General features: G+C 39.6%; 17 protein-coding genes and 1 pseudogene. 13 read left to right on the top strand and 5 right to left on the bottom strand.

All coding sequences use genetic code 11. From position 1 onward, the window contains the following. Positions 1-254: 254 nt before the first annotated feature. The 4 genes from mgtA (at position 255) to JL53_RS14555 (ending at position 5,773) form a co-directional block, all read left to right on the top strand. On the top strand, positions 255-2,825 hold the full coding sequence (mgtA, locus tag JL53_RS14570; RefSeq protein WP_038408002.1) for a magnesium-translocating P-type ATPase: 2,571 nt from the start codon (positions 255-257) through the stop codon (positions 2,823-2,825). Further along, positions 2,826-3,956, top strand: coding sequence for an FtsW/RodA/SpoVE family cell cycle protein (locus JL53_RS14565; RefSeq protein WP_038408001.1), 1,131 nt, complete (start codon positions 2,826-2,828; stop codon positions 3,954-3,956). It abuts the gene before it with no gap. Further along, positions 3,953-5,059, top strand: a complete 1,107-nt coding sequence (locus JL53_RS14560) for an FtsW/RodA/SpoVE family cell cycle protein (RefSeq protein ID WP_038408000.1) — start codon at positions 3,953-3,955, stop codon at positions 5,057-5,059. The genes JL53_RS14565 and JL53_RS14560 overlap by 4 nt, the downstream gene beginning before the upstream one ends. Positions 5,060-5,242: 183 nt before the next feature. Next, positions 5,243-5,773, top strand: a complete 531-nt coding sequence (locus JL53_RS14555) for a DUF5626 family protein (RefSeq protein WP_038407999.1) — start codon at positions 5,243-5,245, stop codon at positions 5,771-5,773. A gap of 363 nt (positions 5,774-6,136) precedes the next feature. On the opposite strand, the gene JL53_RS15465 is transcribed toward JL53_RS14555, so the two are convergent. From JL53_RS15465 to JL53_RS14530, 5 genes and pseudogenes are all read right to left on the bottom strand, one after another. After that, on the bottom strand, positions 6,137-7,237 hold the full coding sequence (locus JL53_RS15465; protein ID WP_234288468.1) for an IS3 family transposase: 1,101 nt from the start codon (positions 7,235-7,237) through the stop codon (positions 6,137-6,139). Next, a pseudogene (locus tag JL53_RS15975) lies at positions 7,234-7,494 on the bottom strand (transposase); the annotation flags it as partial. The pseudogene JL53_RS15975 and the gene JL53_RS15465, both read right to left, overlap by 4 nt. Positions 7,495-7,605: 111 nt before the next feature. Continuing rightward, positions 7,606-7,908 (bottom strand): PTS sugar transporter subunit IIA, encoded by a 303-nt coding sequence (locus JL53_RS14540; RefSeq protein WP_038407996.1) that lies wholly within the window; start codon positions 7,906-7,908, stop codon positions 7,606-7,608. Positions 7,909-7,944: 36 nt separating this feature from the next. Next, positions 7,945-9,252, bottom strand: a complete 1,308-nt coding sequence (locus JL53_RS14535) for a PTS sugar transporter subunit IIC (RefSeq protein ID WP_038407994.1) — start codon at positions 9,250-9,252, stop codon at positions 7,945-7,947. 136 nt (positions 9,253-9,388) lie between these two features. Then, positions 9,389-9,694 (bottom strand): PTS sugar transporter subunit IIB, encoded by a 306-nt coding sequence (locus JL53_RS14530; protein WP_003720999.1) that lies wholly within the window; start codon positions 9,692-9,694, stop codon positions 9,389-9,391. 252 nt (positions 9,695-9,946) lie between these two features. On the opposite strand from JL53_RS14530, the gene JL53_RS14525 reads away from it, so the two are divergent. From JL53_RS14525 to arsD, 9 genes are all read left to right on the top strand, one after another. Continuing rightward, the gene (locus tag JL53_RS14525; protein WP_032363911.1) at positions 9,947-10,036 is read left to right on the top strand and encodes a potassium-transporting ATPase subunit F; all 90 of its coding nucleotides are present in this window, start codon (positions 9,947-9,949) and stop codon (positions 10,034-10,036) included. Continuing rightward, complete coding sequence (kdpA, locus tag JL53_RS14520; RefSeq protein ID WP_038407992.1) at positions 10,033-11,718, top strand: potassium-transporting ATPase subunit KdpA; 1,686 nt, start codon at positions 10,033-10,035, stop codon at positions 11,716-11,718. Before JL53_RS14525 ends, kdpA begins: the two co-directional genes overlap by 4 nt. An 11-nt stretch (positions 11,719-11,729) precedes the next feature. After that, positions 11,730-13,775, top strand: coding sequence for a potassium-transporting ATPase subunit KdpB (gene kdpB, locus JL53_RS14515; RefSeq protein WP_077916429.1), 2,046 nt, complete (start codon positions 11,730-11,732; stop codon positions 13,773-13,775). 12 nt (positions 13,776-13,787) lie between these two features. After that, positions 13,788-14,345: a K(+)-transporting ATPase subunit C gene (gene kdpC / locus JL53_RS14510; RefSeq protein ID WP_003720995.1), complete on the top strand. Its 558-nt coding sequence runs from the start codon at positions 13,788-13,790 to the stop codon at positions 14,343-14,345. Positions 14,346-14,363: 18 nt separating this feature from the next. Continuing rightward, positions 14,364-17,054 carry a DUF4118 domain-containing protein gene (locus tag JL53_RS14505; protein ID WP_038407990.1) on the top strand — a complete coding sequence of 897 codons (2,691 nt, stop codon included), beginning with the start codon at positions 14,364-14,366 and terminating at the stop codon, positions 17,052-17,054. Continuing rightward, positions 17,051-17,746, top strand: coding sequence for a response regulator (locus tag JL53_RS14500; RefSeq protein ID WP_038407989.1), 696 nt, complete (start codon positions 17,051-17,053; stop codon positions 17,744-17,746). Before JL53_RS14505 ends, JL53_RS14500 begins: the two co-directional genes overlap by 4 nt. A 37-nt stretch (positions 17,747-17,783) precedes the next feature. Next, positions 17,784-18,596, top strand: a complete 813-nt coding sequence (locus tag JL53_RS14495) for an alpha/beta fold hydrolase (RefSeq protein ID WP_038407988.1) — start codon at positions 17,784-17,786, stop codon at positions 18,594-18,596. 187 nt (positions 18,597-18,783) lie between these two features. Further along, positions 18,784-19,131: an ArsR/SmtB family transcription factor gene (locus tag JL53_RS14490; RefSeq protein ID WP_003749815.1), complete on the top strand. Its 348-nt coding sequence runs from the start codon at positions 18,784-18,786 to the stop codon at positions 19,129-19,131. After that, positions 19,106-19,474 carry an arsenite efflux transporter metallochaperone ArsD gene (gene arsD / locus JL53_RS14485; RefSeq protein ID WP_003749813.1) on the top strand — a complete coding sequence of 123 codons (369 nt, stop codon included), beginning with the start codon at positions 19,106-19,108 and terminating at the stop codon, positions 19,472-19,474. The genes JL53_RS14490 and arsD overlap by 26 nt, the downstream gene beginning before the upstream one ends. Positions 19,475-19,507 lie beyond the last annotated feature (33 nt).

Below are 19,507 nucleotides of genomic sequence, written 5' to 3'. Positions count from 1 at the left end.
GCCAAGGTTTTGGTAAGGACTTTTTTCGTATTTATTATGAAAATAATTATCTGGGAATTAATATGTTATTTTCAGACAATTAAGCTTAGGAAAAATTGGAAAGGAGATGAGGGCATATGGCACATCGACAGGAAGACGAATTGGAAGAACCGGATTCATATCATGAGTATCAAGCTGCAAGAGTGACTAACCTTCATCTCTGGCAAACATAAAACGTTACTTTCAGCTTGCCTAGAAAATTGGAGGCAAGGAAAATGAAAAAACAACAAGGAAAAATGCAAGGTAATAAATTGCTCAAAGAATCACAAATGAGCAAGGAAGAAATTTTAGAAGAAGTTGGTGTAATGGATTCAGGTTTAACGCACGTAGAAGTGGCGATTAGGCAGAAAGAATTTGGACGGAATCAAACGGTGGAAGAACAAAAAGTCTCCCAACTACGGCTGTTTATTCGCGCTTTTAATGATCCATTTATTTATATTTTAGTGTTATTAATGGTTATTTCGTATCTGACAGCGGATATGGAAGCGACGATAATTATGGCGATTATGATTTTCACTAGTGGCTTGCTTGGGTTTATTCAATCTAGTAGAGCAGAGCGAGCAAGTTATGCGCTAAAAAATATGGTGAAAAACAAAGTGAATGTGCTTCGGGATGGCAAAATGACTGTTGTGATACAAGATGAAATTGTCCCAGGTGATGTGATCGAAATTTCAGTGGGGGATATTATTCCAGCAGATGCACGAGTGATTTCAGCGACAGAGTTGTTGATTAATCAATCGGCACTTACTGGCGAATCAATACCTACAGAGAAATATGCCGAAGATAAACGAGCTAACCCAGAAATTTTTGAACGGGAGAATTTATTGTTTATGGGGACCGATGTGCTTAGTGGACATGGTCGCGCGGTTATTCTTCGGACCGGAAGCTCAACATTTTTCGGCTCACTTTCGATTGCTGCAACTGAAAAACGCGGAGATACAAGTTTTGATAAGGGCGTTAAAACCATTTCTAAATTACTGTTTTATTTTATGTTAGTGATGGTGCCAATTGTATTTCTGATTAATGGCTTAATGAAAGGAAACTGGCTAGAAGCGTTCCTTTATGCAGTAGCGATTGCGGTTGGGTTAACGCCAGAGATGCTACCGATGATTGTCAGCACGAACTTGGCAAAAGGCGCAATAAATATGTCATCGAAAAAAGTTATTATGAAAGAACTTAGTGCGATTCAAAACATTGGCGCGATGGATATTTTATGCACGGATAAAACAGGGACGTTAACAGAAGACAAACTTGAGCTGGTGACTTACATTAACAGTCAAGGCGAAAAATCAACAAGCGTTTTAGAAATGGCTTACTTAAATAGTTATTTCCAAACTGGTTGGAAAAATGTTTTAGACCATGCTGTTATGACCAAATTAAATGAAAAAGTCGCAAATGGCTGGAATAAAATCGGTGAAATTCCATTTAATTTTGACCGCCGTCGTTTGAGTGTTATTGTCGAAAGTAACTTAGAGACGCGGATGATTACAAAAGGCGCAGTAGAAGAAATGCTAGCTGTTTGTACGCATAAAGAGATTGATGGCGCGATTTCACCGTTAACAATGAATGAAAAGAACGAATTACAAGAGATGTGTTCTGAAATGAACCGGTCGGGGATACGAGTAATTTGTGTGGCGTTTAAATCTCAAAAAACGGACGTTAGTTTCACAAAAGAAGACGAAGAAAAAATGATTATTGCTGGTTTCCTCGGTTTTCGCGATCCCGTTAAACCATCAACAAAAGAAGCAATTACCAACCTTTTCAAAAATCAAATTGATGTTAAGGTGCTGACTGGGGATAACGAAATTGTAACGAAACGAATTTGTCAGGAAGTAGGAATTCCTGCAAATGGCTTCATACTTGGGACAGAAGTGGACGAATTAATGGATGAAGAACTAATGGACGTGCTCCAGAAGTATCATATTTTTGCAAAGTTGACGCCAATGCAAAAATCACGAATTATCGAGGTGCTTAAACAAGCTGGGCATACGGTTGGTTTTCTTGGCGATGGGGTCAATGATGCACCAGCGTTACGAAAAGCAGATGTCGGAATTTCAGTTGATACAGCGGCGGATATTACGAAAGATGCTAGTTCCGTTATTTTGTTAGAAAAAAGTCTAACTGTATTAAATGATGCGGTTATGGAAGGACGGAATGTGTTCGGAAATATTCTGAAATACATTAAAATGACGGCAAGCTCGAATTTTGGAAATGTATTTAGTGTTTTAATTGCGAGTGCTTTTATACCATTCTTACCGATGCTTTCGTTGCATTTATTACTACAGAATTTACTATACGATTCCTCCCAACTAACACTTCCTTGGGATAAAATGGATCGGTCCTTTTTGAAAAAACCGCATGCTTGGGAACAAAAAGGAATGTTGCGTTTTATTTTGTGTATCGGACCAGTTAGTTCGATATTTGATATTGCGACATTTTTGATTATGTGGTTTGTATTTAGTGCCAACACGGTAGCGGAACAAGCGCTGTTCCATAGTGGTTGGTTTGTTGTGGGGTTACTAACACAGACACTTGTAGTGCATATGATTCGGACAGAAAAGATTCCATTTATTCAAAGTCGGGCAACTGCCCCTGTGATGATTTCGACTTTGATTGTGATGTCTCTTGGTCTTATTATTCCTTTCACAGGGTTTGGACATAGTATTGGATTTGTTAGTTTGCCAGGAAATTATTTCCCGTGGTTAGTCTTGGTACTGGTCGGTTATATGGCAACCATGCAAGTTGTAAAAACGCTCTATATCCGGAAATTCCGGGAGTGGATTTAAATGCGAGGCGGTCGATTGCTCCTTATAACGTATTTACTCCTCGCCGTTTGGAGTTTGCTTTTAGTTTATAGCACGAGTTACGGAGTTGCAATTATGCGCTACAAGGTGGAGCCAAGTTATTTCTTTAACAGACAATTGCTCTTTTATGGTCTTGGACTTCTTGGGTTATTAATTTGTTCTCGTCTCAATGTAAAACTATTTTATCATAGATACACATTACGGATTTTAGCTGGAACATTACTTGGTTTGCTAGCTTTAGTACTTGTGACTGGGAGCGCCACGAATAATGCGCAAAGATGGCTCTCTATTCTTGGTGTGACCTTTCAACCAACTGAGATGGTGAAGTTATTGCTAATACTCGTGATGGCTACTGTTCTTATGAAAAAAGGTTGTGGCCAGAGAGTGCAGTATTGGTTGTTAGGGTTTGTGTTTTTGACCGTTGCGCTCGTATTTTTACAGCCTGATCTCGGCACAGCACTTATTTTAGGTGTCATTGGGGTTGCTGTATTTTTAACAAGCGGAGTCGGCCTCTCACGGCTTGTCCGGGTGGCGATTGGTGTATTTATCTTTGTGCTGTTTGCTGCGGTAATTATCTATTTATTTCACCCGGATTTCTTTAGTTCCGCAAAATTAGGGCGATTTGCTTATCTAGATCCATTCAACACAGATAATCTGGATGCTTCCTACCAACTAAGAAATGGCTACTTTGCGATTGGGAGTGGTGGTATATTTGGAAATGGTCTTGGGGGGAGTATTCAGAAGCTTGGATATTTACCTGAGCCGCATACAGATTTTATTATGACGATTATTGCGGAAGAACTTGGCGTATTTGGGGTTATTTGGACGATTTTTTTACTAATGTTGCTCGTGTTTACGACCCTTTATATTGGGGTTCGCAGTCCATTTATCTTTGACTCGCTTGTGTGTATTGGGGTTGCTACGTGGATTTCTGTGCAGACGTTTTTGAATTTGGGTGGAGTGAGTGGGATTATTCCGCTTACTGGAGTGCCGTTACCATTTATAAGTTACGGCGGAAGTTCGGTGATAATGCTTTCTTGTGCAGTGGGATTTGTACTAGCTGCAGCAAGGCGAAATGGCTTAGCTAAAGCGAGAAAGGTCGTGTATTTATGAAACGGGAATTGCTATATAACCGAATTATTTTGTTTGTTTTTCTTTTGTCATTAGTTAGTTGTGTGGCGATTTATTATGCACAGCAAACGAACCAATATAATACTAATTTTGTCGGGATGCAATTAGTGTTTTTAACGATTGGAGTGGCTGCCTGCTTTGGTGTTTCGCGGCTTTCGGTTGAATTTTTGCGACACCAAGCGATTTGGCTTTATTTAGTGATGGTGATTTTGCTTCTGGGAATACTCACTCCTAATCCTTTAGTGCAAAATATTAATGGGGCAACTCGTTGGTATCGCTTTGGCGGATTTTCAATGCAACCTTCTGAAATAACTAAATCCATTTTTATCTTTGTGTTAGCTCATTTTGCTGTAAAATTCGAAGCACAAAAATGGAAGCAGTTAGGGATTCTAGCGGCTTTAACTGGCGTGGTGTTGCTGTTAATTATGAAACAGCCTGATCTTGGTACTACGATTGTATACGGAATAACTGCCCTTGCGATTATTTTGTTAGCGATAAAATCAACAAAGTTAATGGTTACCTTGGTTACGGTTTTGCTGGGTGTTGCGGTTACAGGAATGTACTTAGTGGTATATCATATTTCTGTTTTAGAAAAATTGGGTTTTCATGCTTACCAATTTGCACGCATTCAGGCTTGGCTTGATCCAACAAAGGATCCGGATTCAGTGTATCAACTGAATTTATCAATAAAAGCAGTTGGTTCAGGGATGATGACAGGGAGTTCAGGTACGAATGCGTATATTCCAGAAAGTCATACAGACATGATTTTTAGCACGATTGGGCATCAGTTTGGTTTTATTGGTGTGAGTGTACTCCTAATTTTGTTTATGCTATTGATTCATCAATTAATTATGGCGGCAATAATGATGAAAAATACGTTTTCTTCCCTAGTTTTGGCCGGATTTGCAGTGAGTTTCGCTTTTAACATTTTTGAAAATATTGGAATGACGATTGGATTAATGCCTTTAACGGGGATTCCACTACCTTTTATTAGTTACGGTGGAAGTTCTGTACTCGGGAATTTCATTGCTATCGGGGTGGTTTTAGCAGTTATTCGTTCGGATGCAAATTTAACCGAATGTTGATATATGACCAAAAATTAGCAGTAAATACTAAAAATAGAAAAGTAGGAATTATTGTATAGAGCCATTTCAAAAAATGGACCATATATAAGATTCCTACTTATTTTCTGTATATCTGTTTTATATAAAATAAGAATATGATATAATGATTGTGAAATAAAATACAACTAGAAAAGAGGAGAAAAGATGAAGAAAATTTTATTTTTATTAGGACTGACTTTTTTAATGACGACGGGAGTAAGCATAATCAATGCTAGTGCATCTGAAATAGATGATGTAGTTGTCGAAGGAGAAGAAATAGAGTCATTTGATTTAAACGGGAATATGGTTCAGGAAACAGAAGTTGTTTTGGAAGATGGAACAGAGGGAACGATTGGGATAGCGCCAGTCATAGACGAAAGACCTTTGTTGAAAGGAACATATTCGCTTTCAACGGGGACGAGTACATGGAAAATTTATTGGTATAGTGGTGTGTATAATTGTTCATTTAAGGCTAAAATTAAAGTTACCAATGGTAAAGGGAAAATTATAAGTGTTTACAATCCTTGGTATCAATTTTATAGTCCAGGACTTGATGTGAAAAAAACGAAACTTTCAAAAACCAGCTCTGGTTCGAGTGCTAGTTATGTATTTGATTGTAAAAATAGGCTCACTAACTGGAATGTTACATTAAAAGCTTCAGTGAGTGGGAAGAAATTAACAACAAGTTTTAAATAAAGGAGGTAAAATTATGGGATGGATAGCGCCTTATATACCAATTATATTAGAAATTATTTTAATTATTGGTATTGTTTTTGTAGGATTTAAGCTTTATAAAAAATTTCGGTTATCGAAAAAATAAATATAATAACCATCTGTGTGAGTAGATGCTTTGCTTTTCAGTTAATTTGAAGGGATATTTTACTGTATAAATATGGGAAATACATCATTGTTTGAGTTAAACTTTTCGTGCAGCAGTTTCGGTATGCTCTTAAATGCTATTGTCACAAGAATATAAAAAAAACCAGCTGTCAGAATAACGACTGTAGTGAGACCCAAAAGTTAGACCAAATGCCGACCAGAAAAATCTGGTTGGTATTTTTATGCGGTCATCCGTTCGCGGTACTGAATAGGACTACAACCAAGTTTCGTTTTAATTCGATGGTGATTGTAGTAATATATCCAATCTTCTATTGCTTGTTTCAATTGTTTAAAGCTGGCATAAATTACCCCGTAATACATTTCTTGTTTTAACAGTCCAAAGAAATTCTCCATCGGAGAATTGTCAAAACAGTTCCCTTTTCGTGACATACTTTGAAAGATATTTTGCTGGTTTAATTGCTTTTTGTATGCTTTCATTTGGTAAGCCCATCCTTGGTCAGAATGGAACGTCCGACGATAGGGGCAATCGCCGGTACGATCCATTGCTTCTTTTTGGGCATCGATAATGGCTTTAGAATTGGGGCGCTCAGAAATTCGATACGATAAAATTTCTCCGTTAAACATATCAAGGAAAGGATCCAAATACAATTTCTTGATAACTAGCTGCTTGTTTTTATCACGCTCGTAATATTTGAATTCGGATGTATCCGTGGTCACTTTTTGATGAGGAATGGACGTATAAAAACGGCGATGTATACGGTTCTTTGCCACTCGTCCAATGGCTCCTTTGTAAGAATTATATCTACGAGATTTCCGAATAAACTTGGATCCTTTTAGCCCAAGTTTACCCATAATTCGTCGAACTTTTTTCTGATTGACATTTATTCCTTGTGCCTTCAACGCTAGTTGAATCCGGTGATAGCCATAGTTTCCGTTGTGATCATCAAAAATTTTTTGAATCTTTTTCTCTAATGATGCATTTGGATTTTTCTGTTCTAATCGTTTTTGCCAATACATGTAGGTCGCTTTAGGAAATTTTGTGGCTTGCAGAAGAATCGTTAGTCGGAACTCACTTCGGAGTTCGTGGATGATTCGGGCATCTCGTTCTTGAGTCGTTCTGGGACATCCATTCCTAAAGCGCGGAGCTTTTTTATAAAAGCAAGTTCTGCACGTAATAATTCGTTTTCTCGTTCTAATGCTTGTTCTCGTGTCATGGGTTTCTTGGGCTGAATTTGTTTCTTTTTCTTGGACATCGAAGGTCGTCCTTTCTGTTTTGGTGAAAGACCTTCGATGCCTTCTCGCAGAAATTTTTGGTGCCAACTTTGAATTAATCCCCCTGAAGGCAAACCATACTGCAAGGCAACATCCAGGTAAGAGTCACCGCTATTTAAGTAATAGTGTATGACATTTTGCTTGAATTGGGAAGTGTAATGTTGTTTGGTTCTTCGCCTTTGTAATGCTTCAAAGCCCCGTTTCTCTACAATCTTCACCCATTTCCTAACCATAGAAAAATCTGACATACCAAAGCGCTGAGCGAGTGTGCCATAACCACCTTCGCTATTTTGGTAAGCTTCCACTACTTTTCTCTTGAATCCATCATCATATTTAGCCAATTAAAATACGCCTCCAAAGTTAGATTTTTTGGTCTAACTTTAGGGGCGCACTACAGACAGCTGGTCTTTTTGGTTTTATTTATTCTTATACAGGTCAACAATTTCTTTCGCTAAATCTTTGAAAGTAATGGCATTCATTAAGTGATCTTGTGCGTGAACGAGTAGAAGGGATACTTCTGTTTTTTCGCCACGTGCTTCACCTTGTATAAGTTTTGTTTGAGAATGATGCGCTTCAAGTAGTGCTTGTTCAGCTTGCGTGATTTGTTCGTCTGCTTGGGCAAAATCGCCTTTTTTAGCGGAATCAATTGCTAACATAGCGTCACTTTTAGCATTACCACCGAACACGATCAAGCTCATAATTGTTTGTTCTAAATCCATCTGTAAACACATCCTTAAAGATTTGGTTTTTAAAAATTATTCTGCAGTAACGCCACCAGCAGCAAGCGCTTCTTTTTCACGACGTAGCTCTTGGATTTGAGCAATTTTCGCGAATGGAAGGAAGATTAGAATAGATAATCCTAAGTTTACAGCTGCAAGTACGCCACCAGCGATACTTTGTGTTGCAAGTGCTCCACCGATAATTGGTGGTGTAGTCCAAGGAGTTACGATTGTACAAGCTGGGACCCAACCAATAGCTGTTGCAATATAAGCGACAGTTACAAGTACAAGTGGTGCCAAGATGTACGGAATGAACATAATTGGATTCAAGACGATTGGAAGACCAAACATCATTGGCTCGTTAATGTTGAAAAGACCTGGCGCTGCAGACAATTTAGAAACTGTCATGTACGCTTTATGTTTACGAGCTACGATAAAGATAGCAATGATTAAACCGATAGTTGCCCCAGTTCCGCCTAAGTTGACGAAAGAGTCAAAGAAAGGTTTGTTAACGATGTAAGGTAATTCTTTTCCTGCTTCTAATGCTTTTACGTTAGCTTCGATAGCTGGAACGTTAATTGTTTGCATGAATGGGTCGATAATGTTCGCACCATGCAAACCGAAGAACCAAAGGAATGCGGAAATGAATGCCAATAAAAGTGCTGCTGGCAAGGAGTTCGCAAGACCCATGAACGGTTCTTGTACTAATTCGTAGAAAGAAATAACTAGGTTAGTTACACCTGCTGCTTGGAAGAACGCAGTGATAAGACCAAAGATAGATACAGTAATCATTGCAGGAAATAAAGCTGCGAATGAACGAGAAACTGCTGGTGGAACACCGTCAGGCATGTTGATAATTAGTTTCGGGCTGCCACTCAAACGAGTGAAAATTTCAGTAGAAACAAGTGCAATAATTAATGCTAAGAAAAGACCAGTTGATCCTAATCCACCAGTGTTAGCTACACCGTCTGCACCTGGAGCAATTGCGCCAATAGTGAAGAAAGAAGCAACAGATACAACACCAGAAGATAAAGCATCTTTGTCGTATGATTTCGCTAAGTTGTAAGCTACAGTGAAAGCGATAAGTAATGCTAAGATAGCAAAAGTACCGTTCCAAACGTTTCCGCCAAATGCTTGCCAAGTTCCTTCACCAAATAAGTTATTCATGAACTTTTGGTATGCAGGAATTGGGAAGTTGTTAATTAAAACGGCGAAAGATCCCAGAATCATTAGAGGCATAGTTGTGATAAAACCATCACGAATTGCTACTAAATGACGTTGCCCACCAATTTTGGCTGCGTAGGGAATGAAATATTTCTCCATAAATGCGATAAAACCATTCATTTTTTATTCTCCTTTTTTGAGGATAGAGTAATAGACCGGTTTAAGACGTATGCATAATTTCTAAATCTCCGTGTTATTACTATACCTCTTCCAAATTTTTATAATTTTCAGCTAGCTAGCTGTAATTACCCTCTTTTTACTTCATTAAATCTAATGCTTGTTCTAAAACTTTGTCGCCTTTCATCATTCCGTAGTCAACACTGTTAATAACAGCTAGCGGAATACCTTTTGGCTCTAATTTTTTCTTCATGTTTCCTTCTAAGAAACGTACTTGAGGTCCAAGTAGTAACACATCGATTTCGTCTAAATGGTTGGATGCTTCAGCTTCAGCAACGGCAAAGATTTTTGCTTCTAAACCTTGAGCTTCTGCTGCTTTTTCCATTTTGGTAACTAATAAGCTGGTAGACATACCTGCTGAACATACTAGCATAATTGTTTTCATGATTAAATTCCTCCTCTGAATAATTCTCTTAACACTTAGTATATATGCAAGTACCGTGCCAACTTTAAATGCGGCTATAAAAGGGTTTTCATTGGCATTTTTACTTACACATTGAATTTTAATGTGTGTAAAATTTACACACGTGAGCTTATTAACGGAATCTTTATGTAGGGGGTGACATTCTTAACACTGTCTTTATACGATTGTTGTTAGGATTAAGGTGTAAAGAGTACTGTGGAGGGGTGAACGGAAATGGGTGTTGTTCTAGTTATTGCTGGAATAATTGGTTTAAGTTTGTTGGTATATTTATTCTATGTATTATTTCGAGGTGAAGATTTATGAAGTATATATTGATGCAAGATGTATTTTTTCTTCTATTATTGTTAGCTTTAGCAGTGCCACTTGGAATCTACATGTATAAGGTAATGATTGGTGAGAAAGTATTTTTATCGAAAATATTAGAACCAGTAGAACGATTTACTTATCGTTTAATGGGAGTAAGTGGCACGGGAATGTCGGCAAAGCGGTACGCCGTTTCTGTAGTTGCTTTTAGTGCTACTAGCTTTTTGTTTTTGATGGCAGTTTTGATGTTACAAGGGTTTTTACCTCTAAATCCGGAAAAAATGGATGGGCTTAGTTTTAGCCTTGCTTTTAATACGGCTGCGAGTTTTGTTTCTAATACGAACTGGCAAGCATACTCTGGAGAGGCAGCTTTGTCCTATTTTTCTCAGTCAATTGGCTTAACTGTGCAGAATTTTGTTTCAGCTGCAACAGGAATTGCTGTTTTATTTGCGGTAATTCGGGGCTTTATATGGAAGAAAGAGAAAACAATTGGCAATTTTTGGCAAGACTTATTTAGAGTGACACTATATATATTACTACCTCTTTCGCTTGTTTTGGCTATTCTTTTAGTATCACAAGGAGTCGTGCAATCGTTCGCTGATTACTCGGTAGTGGAAACGGTTGAAAATGGAGCGAAACAGTTGATTCCACTTGGACCAGCTGCCAGTCAAATTGCGATTAAACAGCTAGGAACGAATGGTGGTGGCTTTTTCGGAGCTAATTCAGCTTTTCCGTTCGAAAATCCATCTAGTTTTACTAATTTATTAGAAATGCTCGCAATTTTGTTAATCCCTGTGGCGCTGGTTGTTATGTTTGGGCGTGCGGTGAAAGATAGCAAGCAAGGACGTGCAATTATGACAGCAATGATGATTGTTTTTGTTGTTGGATTGGTTGCGATTACTATTTCAGAACAATTTGCGGGTCCTAGTTATTCGGGAGTTATGTCTTCTGGAAGCATGGAAGGAAAAGAAGTACGATTTGGAGTTGGCGGATCAAGTTTATTTGCTGCTTCAACTACAGCAGCTTCCAATGGAGCGGTCAATGCAATGCATGACAGTCTGACGCCACTCGGAGGATTAGTCCCGATGTTCTTTATGCAGCTCGGTGAAGTTATTTTTGGTGGAGTTGGTAGTGGGCTTTATGGAATGATTGGTTTTATTATTTTGACGGTATTTATCGCTGGGCTTTTAGTTGGGCGGACGCCGGAATACCTAGGCAAAAAAATTGAGCCATATGATATGAAAATGGTTTGTTTGCTTATTTTAGTTCCACCGCTTTTAACTTTGTTTGGTACGGCGGTTGCGGTGATGATGCCTAGTGTGCAGGCTTCGGTTTCGGCAAGTGGCGCGCACGGTTTTTCAGAAGTCTTGTATGCTTTTACCTCAATGGGAAACAATAACGGTAGTGCTTTTGCTGGGTTTATGGCGGATACGATGTTTACGAATATAGTTGGTGGAGCAATGATGTTATTCGCTCGATTTATTCCGCTTATTGCGGCGCTTTACTTGGCGCAAAATATGGCGGGTAAAAGTCCGGTTGCAGCAAGTAGTGGAACGTTATCAACAAAAAATGGCATGTTTATTGGGCTGCTAATTGGCGTGGTGGTCTTAGTGGGTGCGCTTAGTTTCTTGCCAGCACTTGCGCTTGGACCGATTGCAGACTTCTTTACAACTTTCAAATGAGGTGAATGGAAATGATGGAAAAAGGTATTTGGAAAGATGCGCTAATTCAGTCAACGAAAAAATTGTCTCCAAAGCTACAAGTGAAAAATCCAGTGATGTTACTCGTTTACGTGGGTGCAATTTTGGCGACAGGGCTTTATTTTCTTGGCTTTTGGGGGATTTCAGATGAAAAAGCGGGTTATACACTCGCAATTGCGCTAATTTTATGGTTTACTGTGTTATTTGCGAATTTTGCAGAGGCGATTGCGGAAGGACGCGGTCGCGCACAGGCGGATAGTTTGAAGCTAGCTCGAAAAGATGTCCTTGCTCGGAAATTGAAGACCGTAAGTGACAAATCGGACGTTATTGAAGTAGCGTCTAATGATTTAAAAAAAGGCGATATTGTTTACGTGCTAGCGAATGAGCAAATACCGATGGACGGGGAAGTTATTGAAGGAGCTGCTTCGGTTGATGAAAGTGCGATAACCGGGGAATCAGCGCCAGTAATTCGCGAGTCTGGCGGAGATAGAAGTGCTGTGACAGGCGGGACAACTCTTGTTTCAGATTGGCTTGTTATTGAAGTAACAGCTGTTTCTGGGGAAAGTTTCTTAGATAAAATGATTGCGATGGTCGAAGGTGCTTCACGAAAGAAAACACCAAATGAAATTGCGTTACAGATTTTATTAGTGACACTGTCGATTATTTTTCTAGCGGTTTCAGCAACACTTTTGCCATTTACGGATTTTGCGAGTAAACAAGCTGGATCTGGGTCAGCGATTTCGATTACAAATGTGATTGCTTTGCTCGTTTGTTTGGCGCCTACAACAATTGGTGCGTTACTTTCTTCTATTGGAATTGCTGGGATGAGTCGTTTAAACCAGGCAAATGTCTTAGCGATGAGTGGTCGGGCAATTGAAGCGGCGGGAGATGTCGATGTACTGTTGTTAGATAAAACAGGGACAATCACGCTTGGGAATCGGAAAGCCAGTGAATTTCTGCCAGTAGATGGGGTTACAGAGAAAGAACTAGCAGATGCGGCTCAACTTTCTTCTATTGCCGATGAAACTGCGGAAGGCCGGAGCATAGTTGTACTAGCGAAAGAACGATTTGATATCCGCGGCCGAGATTTTGCTGAAATGCATGCGGAATTCGTTCCATTCACAGCAACAACACGAATGAGCGGAATCAATTATCAAGAAAATACGATTCGAAAAGGTGCCGCAGATGCGGTTCGGACGTATGTAACGAAAAATGGTGGAACGTATCCCAAAGAATGTGATGCGATAGTTAATAAAGTCGCTAATGCTGGTGGAACTCCACTTGTTGTAGCACGAAATAACAAAGTACTTGGCGTTATTTATTTAAAAGATATTGTGAAAAATGGTGTGAAAGAACGTTTCCTTGATTTAAGAAAAATGGGTATAAAAACAATCATGATTACCGGTGATAATCCAATGACCGCCGCAGCCATCGCAGCAGAAGCCGGAGTAGATGACTTTCTCGCAGAAGCCACTCCGGAAGCGAAACTAGAGTTGATTCGTAAATATCAACAAGAGGGACATTTAGTTGCGATGACTGGTGATGGAACTAATGATGCGCCGGCACTCGCACAAGCAGATGTAGCTGTGGCAATGAATACCGGGACACAAGCTGCAAAAGAAGCAGGGAACATGGTTGACCTTGATTCTAGCCCAACAAAATTAATTGATATCGTTCGAATTGGTAAACAGCTGTTAATGACGCGAGGTGCGCTAACTACTTTTAGTGTGGCCAATGATTTAGCTAAATATTTTGCGATTATTCCAGTGCTTTTTTATGGGATATTCCCAGAACTTGCGGCGCTAAATTTAATGGGGCTAACTAGTCCAACAAGCGCAATTTTATCAGCGATTATCTACAATGCCGTCATTATCATCGCTTTAATCCCACTATCTTTAAAAGGGGTTAAGTACCGGGAAATGTCAGCTGGAAAGTTACTTAGTCGTAATATGTTGATTTACGGCTTGGGTGGATTGATTGCACCGTTTATTGCGATTAAATTGATTGATATGTTATTAACTGTTTTAGGAATCGTATAGGGGGAAAAAATCATGAAAAAATGGATGCAAATTTGGAAGCCAGCAGTAATAAGCTTTATCATTTTAACATTTGTATGTGGTGTTGTTTATCCCGGTGTCGTAACAATTATTTCAGCTGTAGCTTTTCAGGACAAAGCAAATGGCAGTATAATAGAAGGGAAACAGGGAAAAGTTGGTTCTAAGGAAATGGGTCAAACATTTACGAAGCCTGAATATTTGATTGGGCGAGCAGCGAGCGATGGTGCTGCAACGAACTTAAACCCAACTAGCGAAGAACAAAAGCAACTAGTTGAAAAAAGAATTGCTTGGTGGCATAAGCTTGATCCAACAAACAACCGAGCTATCCCGATGGATTTAGTCACAGCATCTGCAAGTGGCGTTGATCCAGATATTTCAAAAGAAGCAGCAGCCTATCAAGTAGACCGTATTTCCAAGGTTCGCGGAATTTCTACAAAAGTAGTAAAAGATATAATCGCTGAAAATACGAGCGAACGATTACTTGGATTTTGGGGTGAACCTACTGTAAACGTATTACAAGTTAATTTGGCATTAGATAATTTGAAAATGTAATGAGTTGGAGGCGAAAACATGGAGACGAATCGTCCAAGTCCAGAAGCATTACTTGTGAATTTGCAAGATGAAGCAGATCCACAAGTAGGTAAATTAAAAATATACTTTGGATTTGCTGCGGGTGTTGGGAAGACGTATGCAATGCTGAGTGATGCGAAAGACCAGCTTGCAAGTGGCGTCGATGTAGTGGCAGGTTATATTGAACCACACGCCAGAGCAGAAACGTTAAAAATGCTCGAAGGAATCCCAATTATTCCACCTAAATCTGTCAATCATAAAAATATTTCACTAAAAGAATTTGACTTGGATGAAGCGTTGAAACGAAAGCCAGAACTGATTTTAGTGGATGAACTTGCACACACGAATGCAGAAGGAGTAAGAAACAAGAAACGATTTCAAGACGTGGAAGAACTTTTGCAAGCGGGGATTGACGTTTATACGACGGTGAATGTGCAACACATTGAAAGTTTAAATGACATTGTGGAAGGCATTACAAAAGTCGCTGTCCGGGAAACGATTCCAGATTATGTTTTTGATGAAGCAGACCGCGTCAAGCTAATTGATATTGAACCAGATGAACTTTTGAAACGATTAGAACAAGGGAAAATTTACCGGCCAGAACGCGCAAAAACAGCAATGCAGAACTTTTTTACAAGAGAAAATTTGAAATTGTTACGTGAAATTGCGATGCGAAAAGCAGCAGACCGGATTAGCCATGAGTACGACCAAACCGGCGTTTATCCAGAAAAGCGAGCTAGCAGTAAATGGCTAGTTTGTATTGGTTCAGCGCCTTCTTCTGCAAAACTAATTCGCTGGACAGCGCGCACTGCTGAAGCTTTCCGAGCACCATGGATAGCTCTTTATGTCGAAAATGAAGAAACGGATTATTTGTCCAAACAAGAGAAAAAATGCTTGCGCGAAACAATGGAACTTGCTGAAAGACTTGGCGCCGAAATTGTTACACTAGCAGGACATGATATTGCGGAAACAGTGGCCCAGTATGCTCGTTTGACGGGTGTGACGAATATTGTTGTTGGGAAATCACGTCGGCGGATGGGGCTGCGGTCCTTATTTGAAGATGATTTTGAAGACCAGCTTATTACGCATTTGGATAATGTTGATATGCATATTATCCCGTCCAGTAGCCCAGAAATCAAAAAGCGCCGAATGAAAATGCATTTTAAAAGTTTCTTAACATGGCATGATATGGCTAAAATGGTACTATTGCTCTGTTTAGCAACCGCCATATGTATTGGGCTTAGTGAATTTGGAATTGGTGATCAAAATGTTATTATGGTGTATATTTTATCTGTATTAATCATTTCCAGAGTAACAAGTGGTTATGTATATGGGGTTTTGGGTTCGATTATTGGTGTTATGTTATTTAATTTCTTTTTTACATCGCCACTATATACTTTTAATACGATTCAAGCCGGTTATCCGGTGACATTCGGTATTATGTTGCTTGTTGCGTTAATTACAAGTGCGCTTACCGTTCGAATCAAAACGCAGGCCAGCCTAGCTGTTGAGCGCGAACGCCGGACAGAAGTACTATACGAAATCAATAAGCGTTTATTAATAACTCGAAATTTAAAAGGAATTATCGACTTAACAAATGAATATATTTTGCATTTATTTCAGCGCTCTGTTATTTTTTATTCTACAGATCCAGCTAAAAGTAGCAAAGGGATTTTTGTCCAAGCAGAAGGTAAGGAAGATGCAAGCGCGCTTTTGAACCCAGATGAAGAAGCTGTGGCGCATTGGGTTTTTAAAAATAAAAAAAGAGCTGGGGCAGGAACAGACACATTAATGGGTGCATTTGGTTATTATATGCCAGTGATGTCGCAAGGGAAAGTGCTTGGCGTGATTGGTGTTTCATGTTCAGCAGAGGATGGCCCGCTCACTCAAGATAATCGGATGTTCTTGCGGATGATTAGCTCGCAAGTCGCCCTCGCATTAGAGCGGCAATATTTATCAGAAGAACAACGTCAAATCGTCATCGAATCAGCAAAAGAAAAAATGCGTAGTAACTTGCTTCGAGCTATTTCACACGACTTAAGAACGCCACTTACTGGAATCATTGGCGCAAGTTCAGCACTTCTTGAGAAAGAAACCGAACTAGATAAAGCGACCCAACATGATTTAATTAAAGGTATTAAAGATGATTCGGGTTGGCTAATTCGAATGGTGGAAAACTTGCTTTCTGTTACGCGAATTAGCGAAGGTTTAGTGAGCTTGGAACGAGAACCAGAAGCCGTGGAAGAAATTGTGGGAGAAGCAGTAGGTCGAATTAAAAAGCGTTTTACAGATCGAATTATTCATGTACAAGTTCCGCGCGATTTGCTTATGGTTCCAATGGACGGAACACTTATCGAACAAGTTTTAATTAATTTAATGGAAAATGCGCTTCGTCACGCAGGTGCGGACGCAGAAGTTTGGGTAGATGTAACGAAAACGGAAAACAGTGCGATATTTAGCGTTCGCGATAACGGAACTGGTATCCCAGAAAATCGTATGGCTGATTTATTTGATACGTTTGCAGTAGAGGCTAGAGAGCGCTCTGATATGTCGCGCGGGCTTGGACTTGGTTTATCCATCTGTATGTCGATTATTCGTGCACATGATGGAACCATTGAAGCGAAAAATAACGAACTTGGCGGAGCGACATTCTGGTTTACTTTGCCATTAGATGGAGGAGACGAGCAGTGAACAGTAAACGACTTGTATTAATTGTGGAAGATGAATCGGGCATCAGCAATTTTATTTCAGCTGTTTTGACGGCTAGTGATTATGCGGTAATTAAAGCTGTGAGCGGAAAAGAAGCACTGGAACAAACAGCAAGCCATTCGCCTGATGTGGTTTTACTTGACCTTGGTTTACCTGATATGGAAGGTTTAGACGTGCTTCGGGATATTCGTGCTTGGTCTAAAGTGCCAATTATTGTCGTCTCAGCGCGCGATCATGAACGTGAAAAAGTGACTGCACTGGATCTTGGTGCAGACGACTATATTACGAAACCATTCGGCACCTCGGAACTACTAGCACGCATTCGGACAGCGTTAAGGCACATTCAACCAACCAACAAAGAAACGCCAAATGATGCGACAATTCGAATTCAAAATCTCTACATTGATGACGCCAGACGCCTTGTTAAAATGGGCGATACAGAAATTCATTTTACGCCGATTGAATATAAAATTCTACTACTCTTAGCCCGCCATGCTGGAAAAGTACTGACGCATGACTTCATTATCCGCGAAATCTGGGGACCATATCCAAGCGAAAATCAGGCACTCCGAGTAAACTTGAGCAATATCAGAAGAAAAATCGAAAAGAACCCCGCTGAACCAGTGTATATTTTGACAGAAGTTGGGGTTGGGTATCGAATGGTAGAAGAATAGTATGTTATGATAAAAATAAACGCAAGGAGGAGTATTAATGCATAAAACAATCCGCAGCGTAGACGTTTATTATGAAAAATATGGTGAAGGTATCCCGATAATAATGATTCATGGCTTTGCTCCTGATTCGCAGCTGATGATTGGCTGTATGGAACCAGTTTTTGATAAAGAAAGTCCGTTTTCTCGTATTTACTTAGATTTACCAGGCATGGGGAAGACCGAGAATTACGATTCAATTCAAAATGCTGACCACGTACTCGCGCTATTATTGGAATTTATTGAAGCGGTAATTCCCGGTGAAGCATTTATCCTTGCCGGGGAATCTTACGGTGGTTACTTAGCCCGCGGAATCGCAGCGAAATGCCTGGACCGCGTGCTTGGCGTTCTACTTATTTGTCCAGTAATTTATCCAGAAAAAGAGAAAAGAACCTTGCCTGAGCAGAAAGTAATGTATCAAGATGAGGCATTTGTACATTCACTATCGAAGGAAGACAAGGCTTACTTTTCAAAAAGCGGCGTGATTCTAACATCTAGAAACTGGAATCGCTTTTTAGCGGAAGTGATGTCTGGTATGATCAATGCAGATGGCGAATTTTTGGATAAGTTAGGGGCCAATTATGCACTTAGTTTTGATCCAGATGAAAATGCTTCTTTTGATGTGCCAGGATTATTCTTGTTTGGTCGTCAAGATGACCATGTTGGCTATGCAGATGGGCTACGCTTGCTTGAAAAGTACCCACATGCTTCCTTTGCGATTCTTGATTTTGCCGGACATAACTTACAAATCGAACAACCGAAAATATTTACAACAATGGTACAAGATTTCTTATTTCGCGTGAAACCAGAGTAGTTAGCCTTTGTGTCCACCGACCATTTCGGAGCTTATCAATACCAAATTTGAAGAAAGTCGATAATACTAGGCTTTGCAGTAGGCTGAACATATCCATTCTATGAAAAAAGACAGAAACGATTGACAGTATATAGATGATCGTCTATATTGTATACATAGATGAACTTCTATGTAAGGAGGAAAACAAATGAATTACGATGAAATGTCGGTCATGCTGAAAGCCCTGGCAGATCCTAAACGATTAAAAATTATTGATATGCTGTCTTGTGGCAGTTTATGTGCGTGTGATATCTTAGCTCACTTTGACTTTACTCAACCAACGCTTTCCCATCATATGAAGGTTTTGGAAAAAGCAGGTGTTGTCTTGGTGACTAAAGAAGGTCAATGGCACCACTATCAATTAACCGAAAGCTTTGTAGATAAATTTATGGGTTCAATGATGCATTTATTTTCTGATGAAGATGAATGTGTTTGCCACAATAAAAACTGTAGTTGTAAAGGAGAAAAGAATGATGAAAAAATTGGAACTATTTGAACCGGCGATGTGTTGTTCAACTGGCGTTTGCGGACCATCTGTTGATGAAGAATTACTGATGGTTACCTCAGTCTTCGAGACGTTTGAGGGATTAGACTCTATTGAAGCATCACGTCACAACTTAACAAGTGACCCAGATGCCTTTGTTAACCACCCGACCATCTTGAAATTACTTCAAGAAAAAGGCAACGACATTTTACCGGTTACTCTATTAGATGGTGAAGTTGTAAAAGAAGCTGCTTATCCTACCTTAGAAGAATTCGGTAAATATGCAGAAGTTCAATTTGTCACACAAGCTGCCAACAATTCTGGCGGATGCTGCGGAGGCGAAGGCTGTTGCTAAACAGCCTTTTCCTAAGCCATGATTTATAAAAGG

This window comes from Listeria ivanovii subsp. londoniensis (assembly GCF_000763495.1).
In the GTDB taxonomy this organism is placed as follows: domain Bacteria; phylum Bacillota; class Bacilli; order Lactobacillales; family Listeriaceae; genus Listeria; species Listeria londoniensis.
Note: the sequence above shows the minus strand (reverse complement) of the source record. Positions and strands in the feature narration are given on the sequence as shown.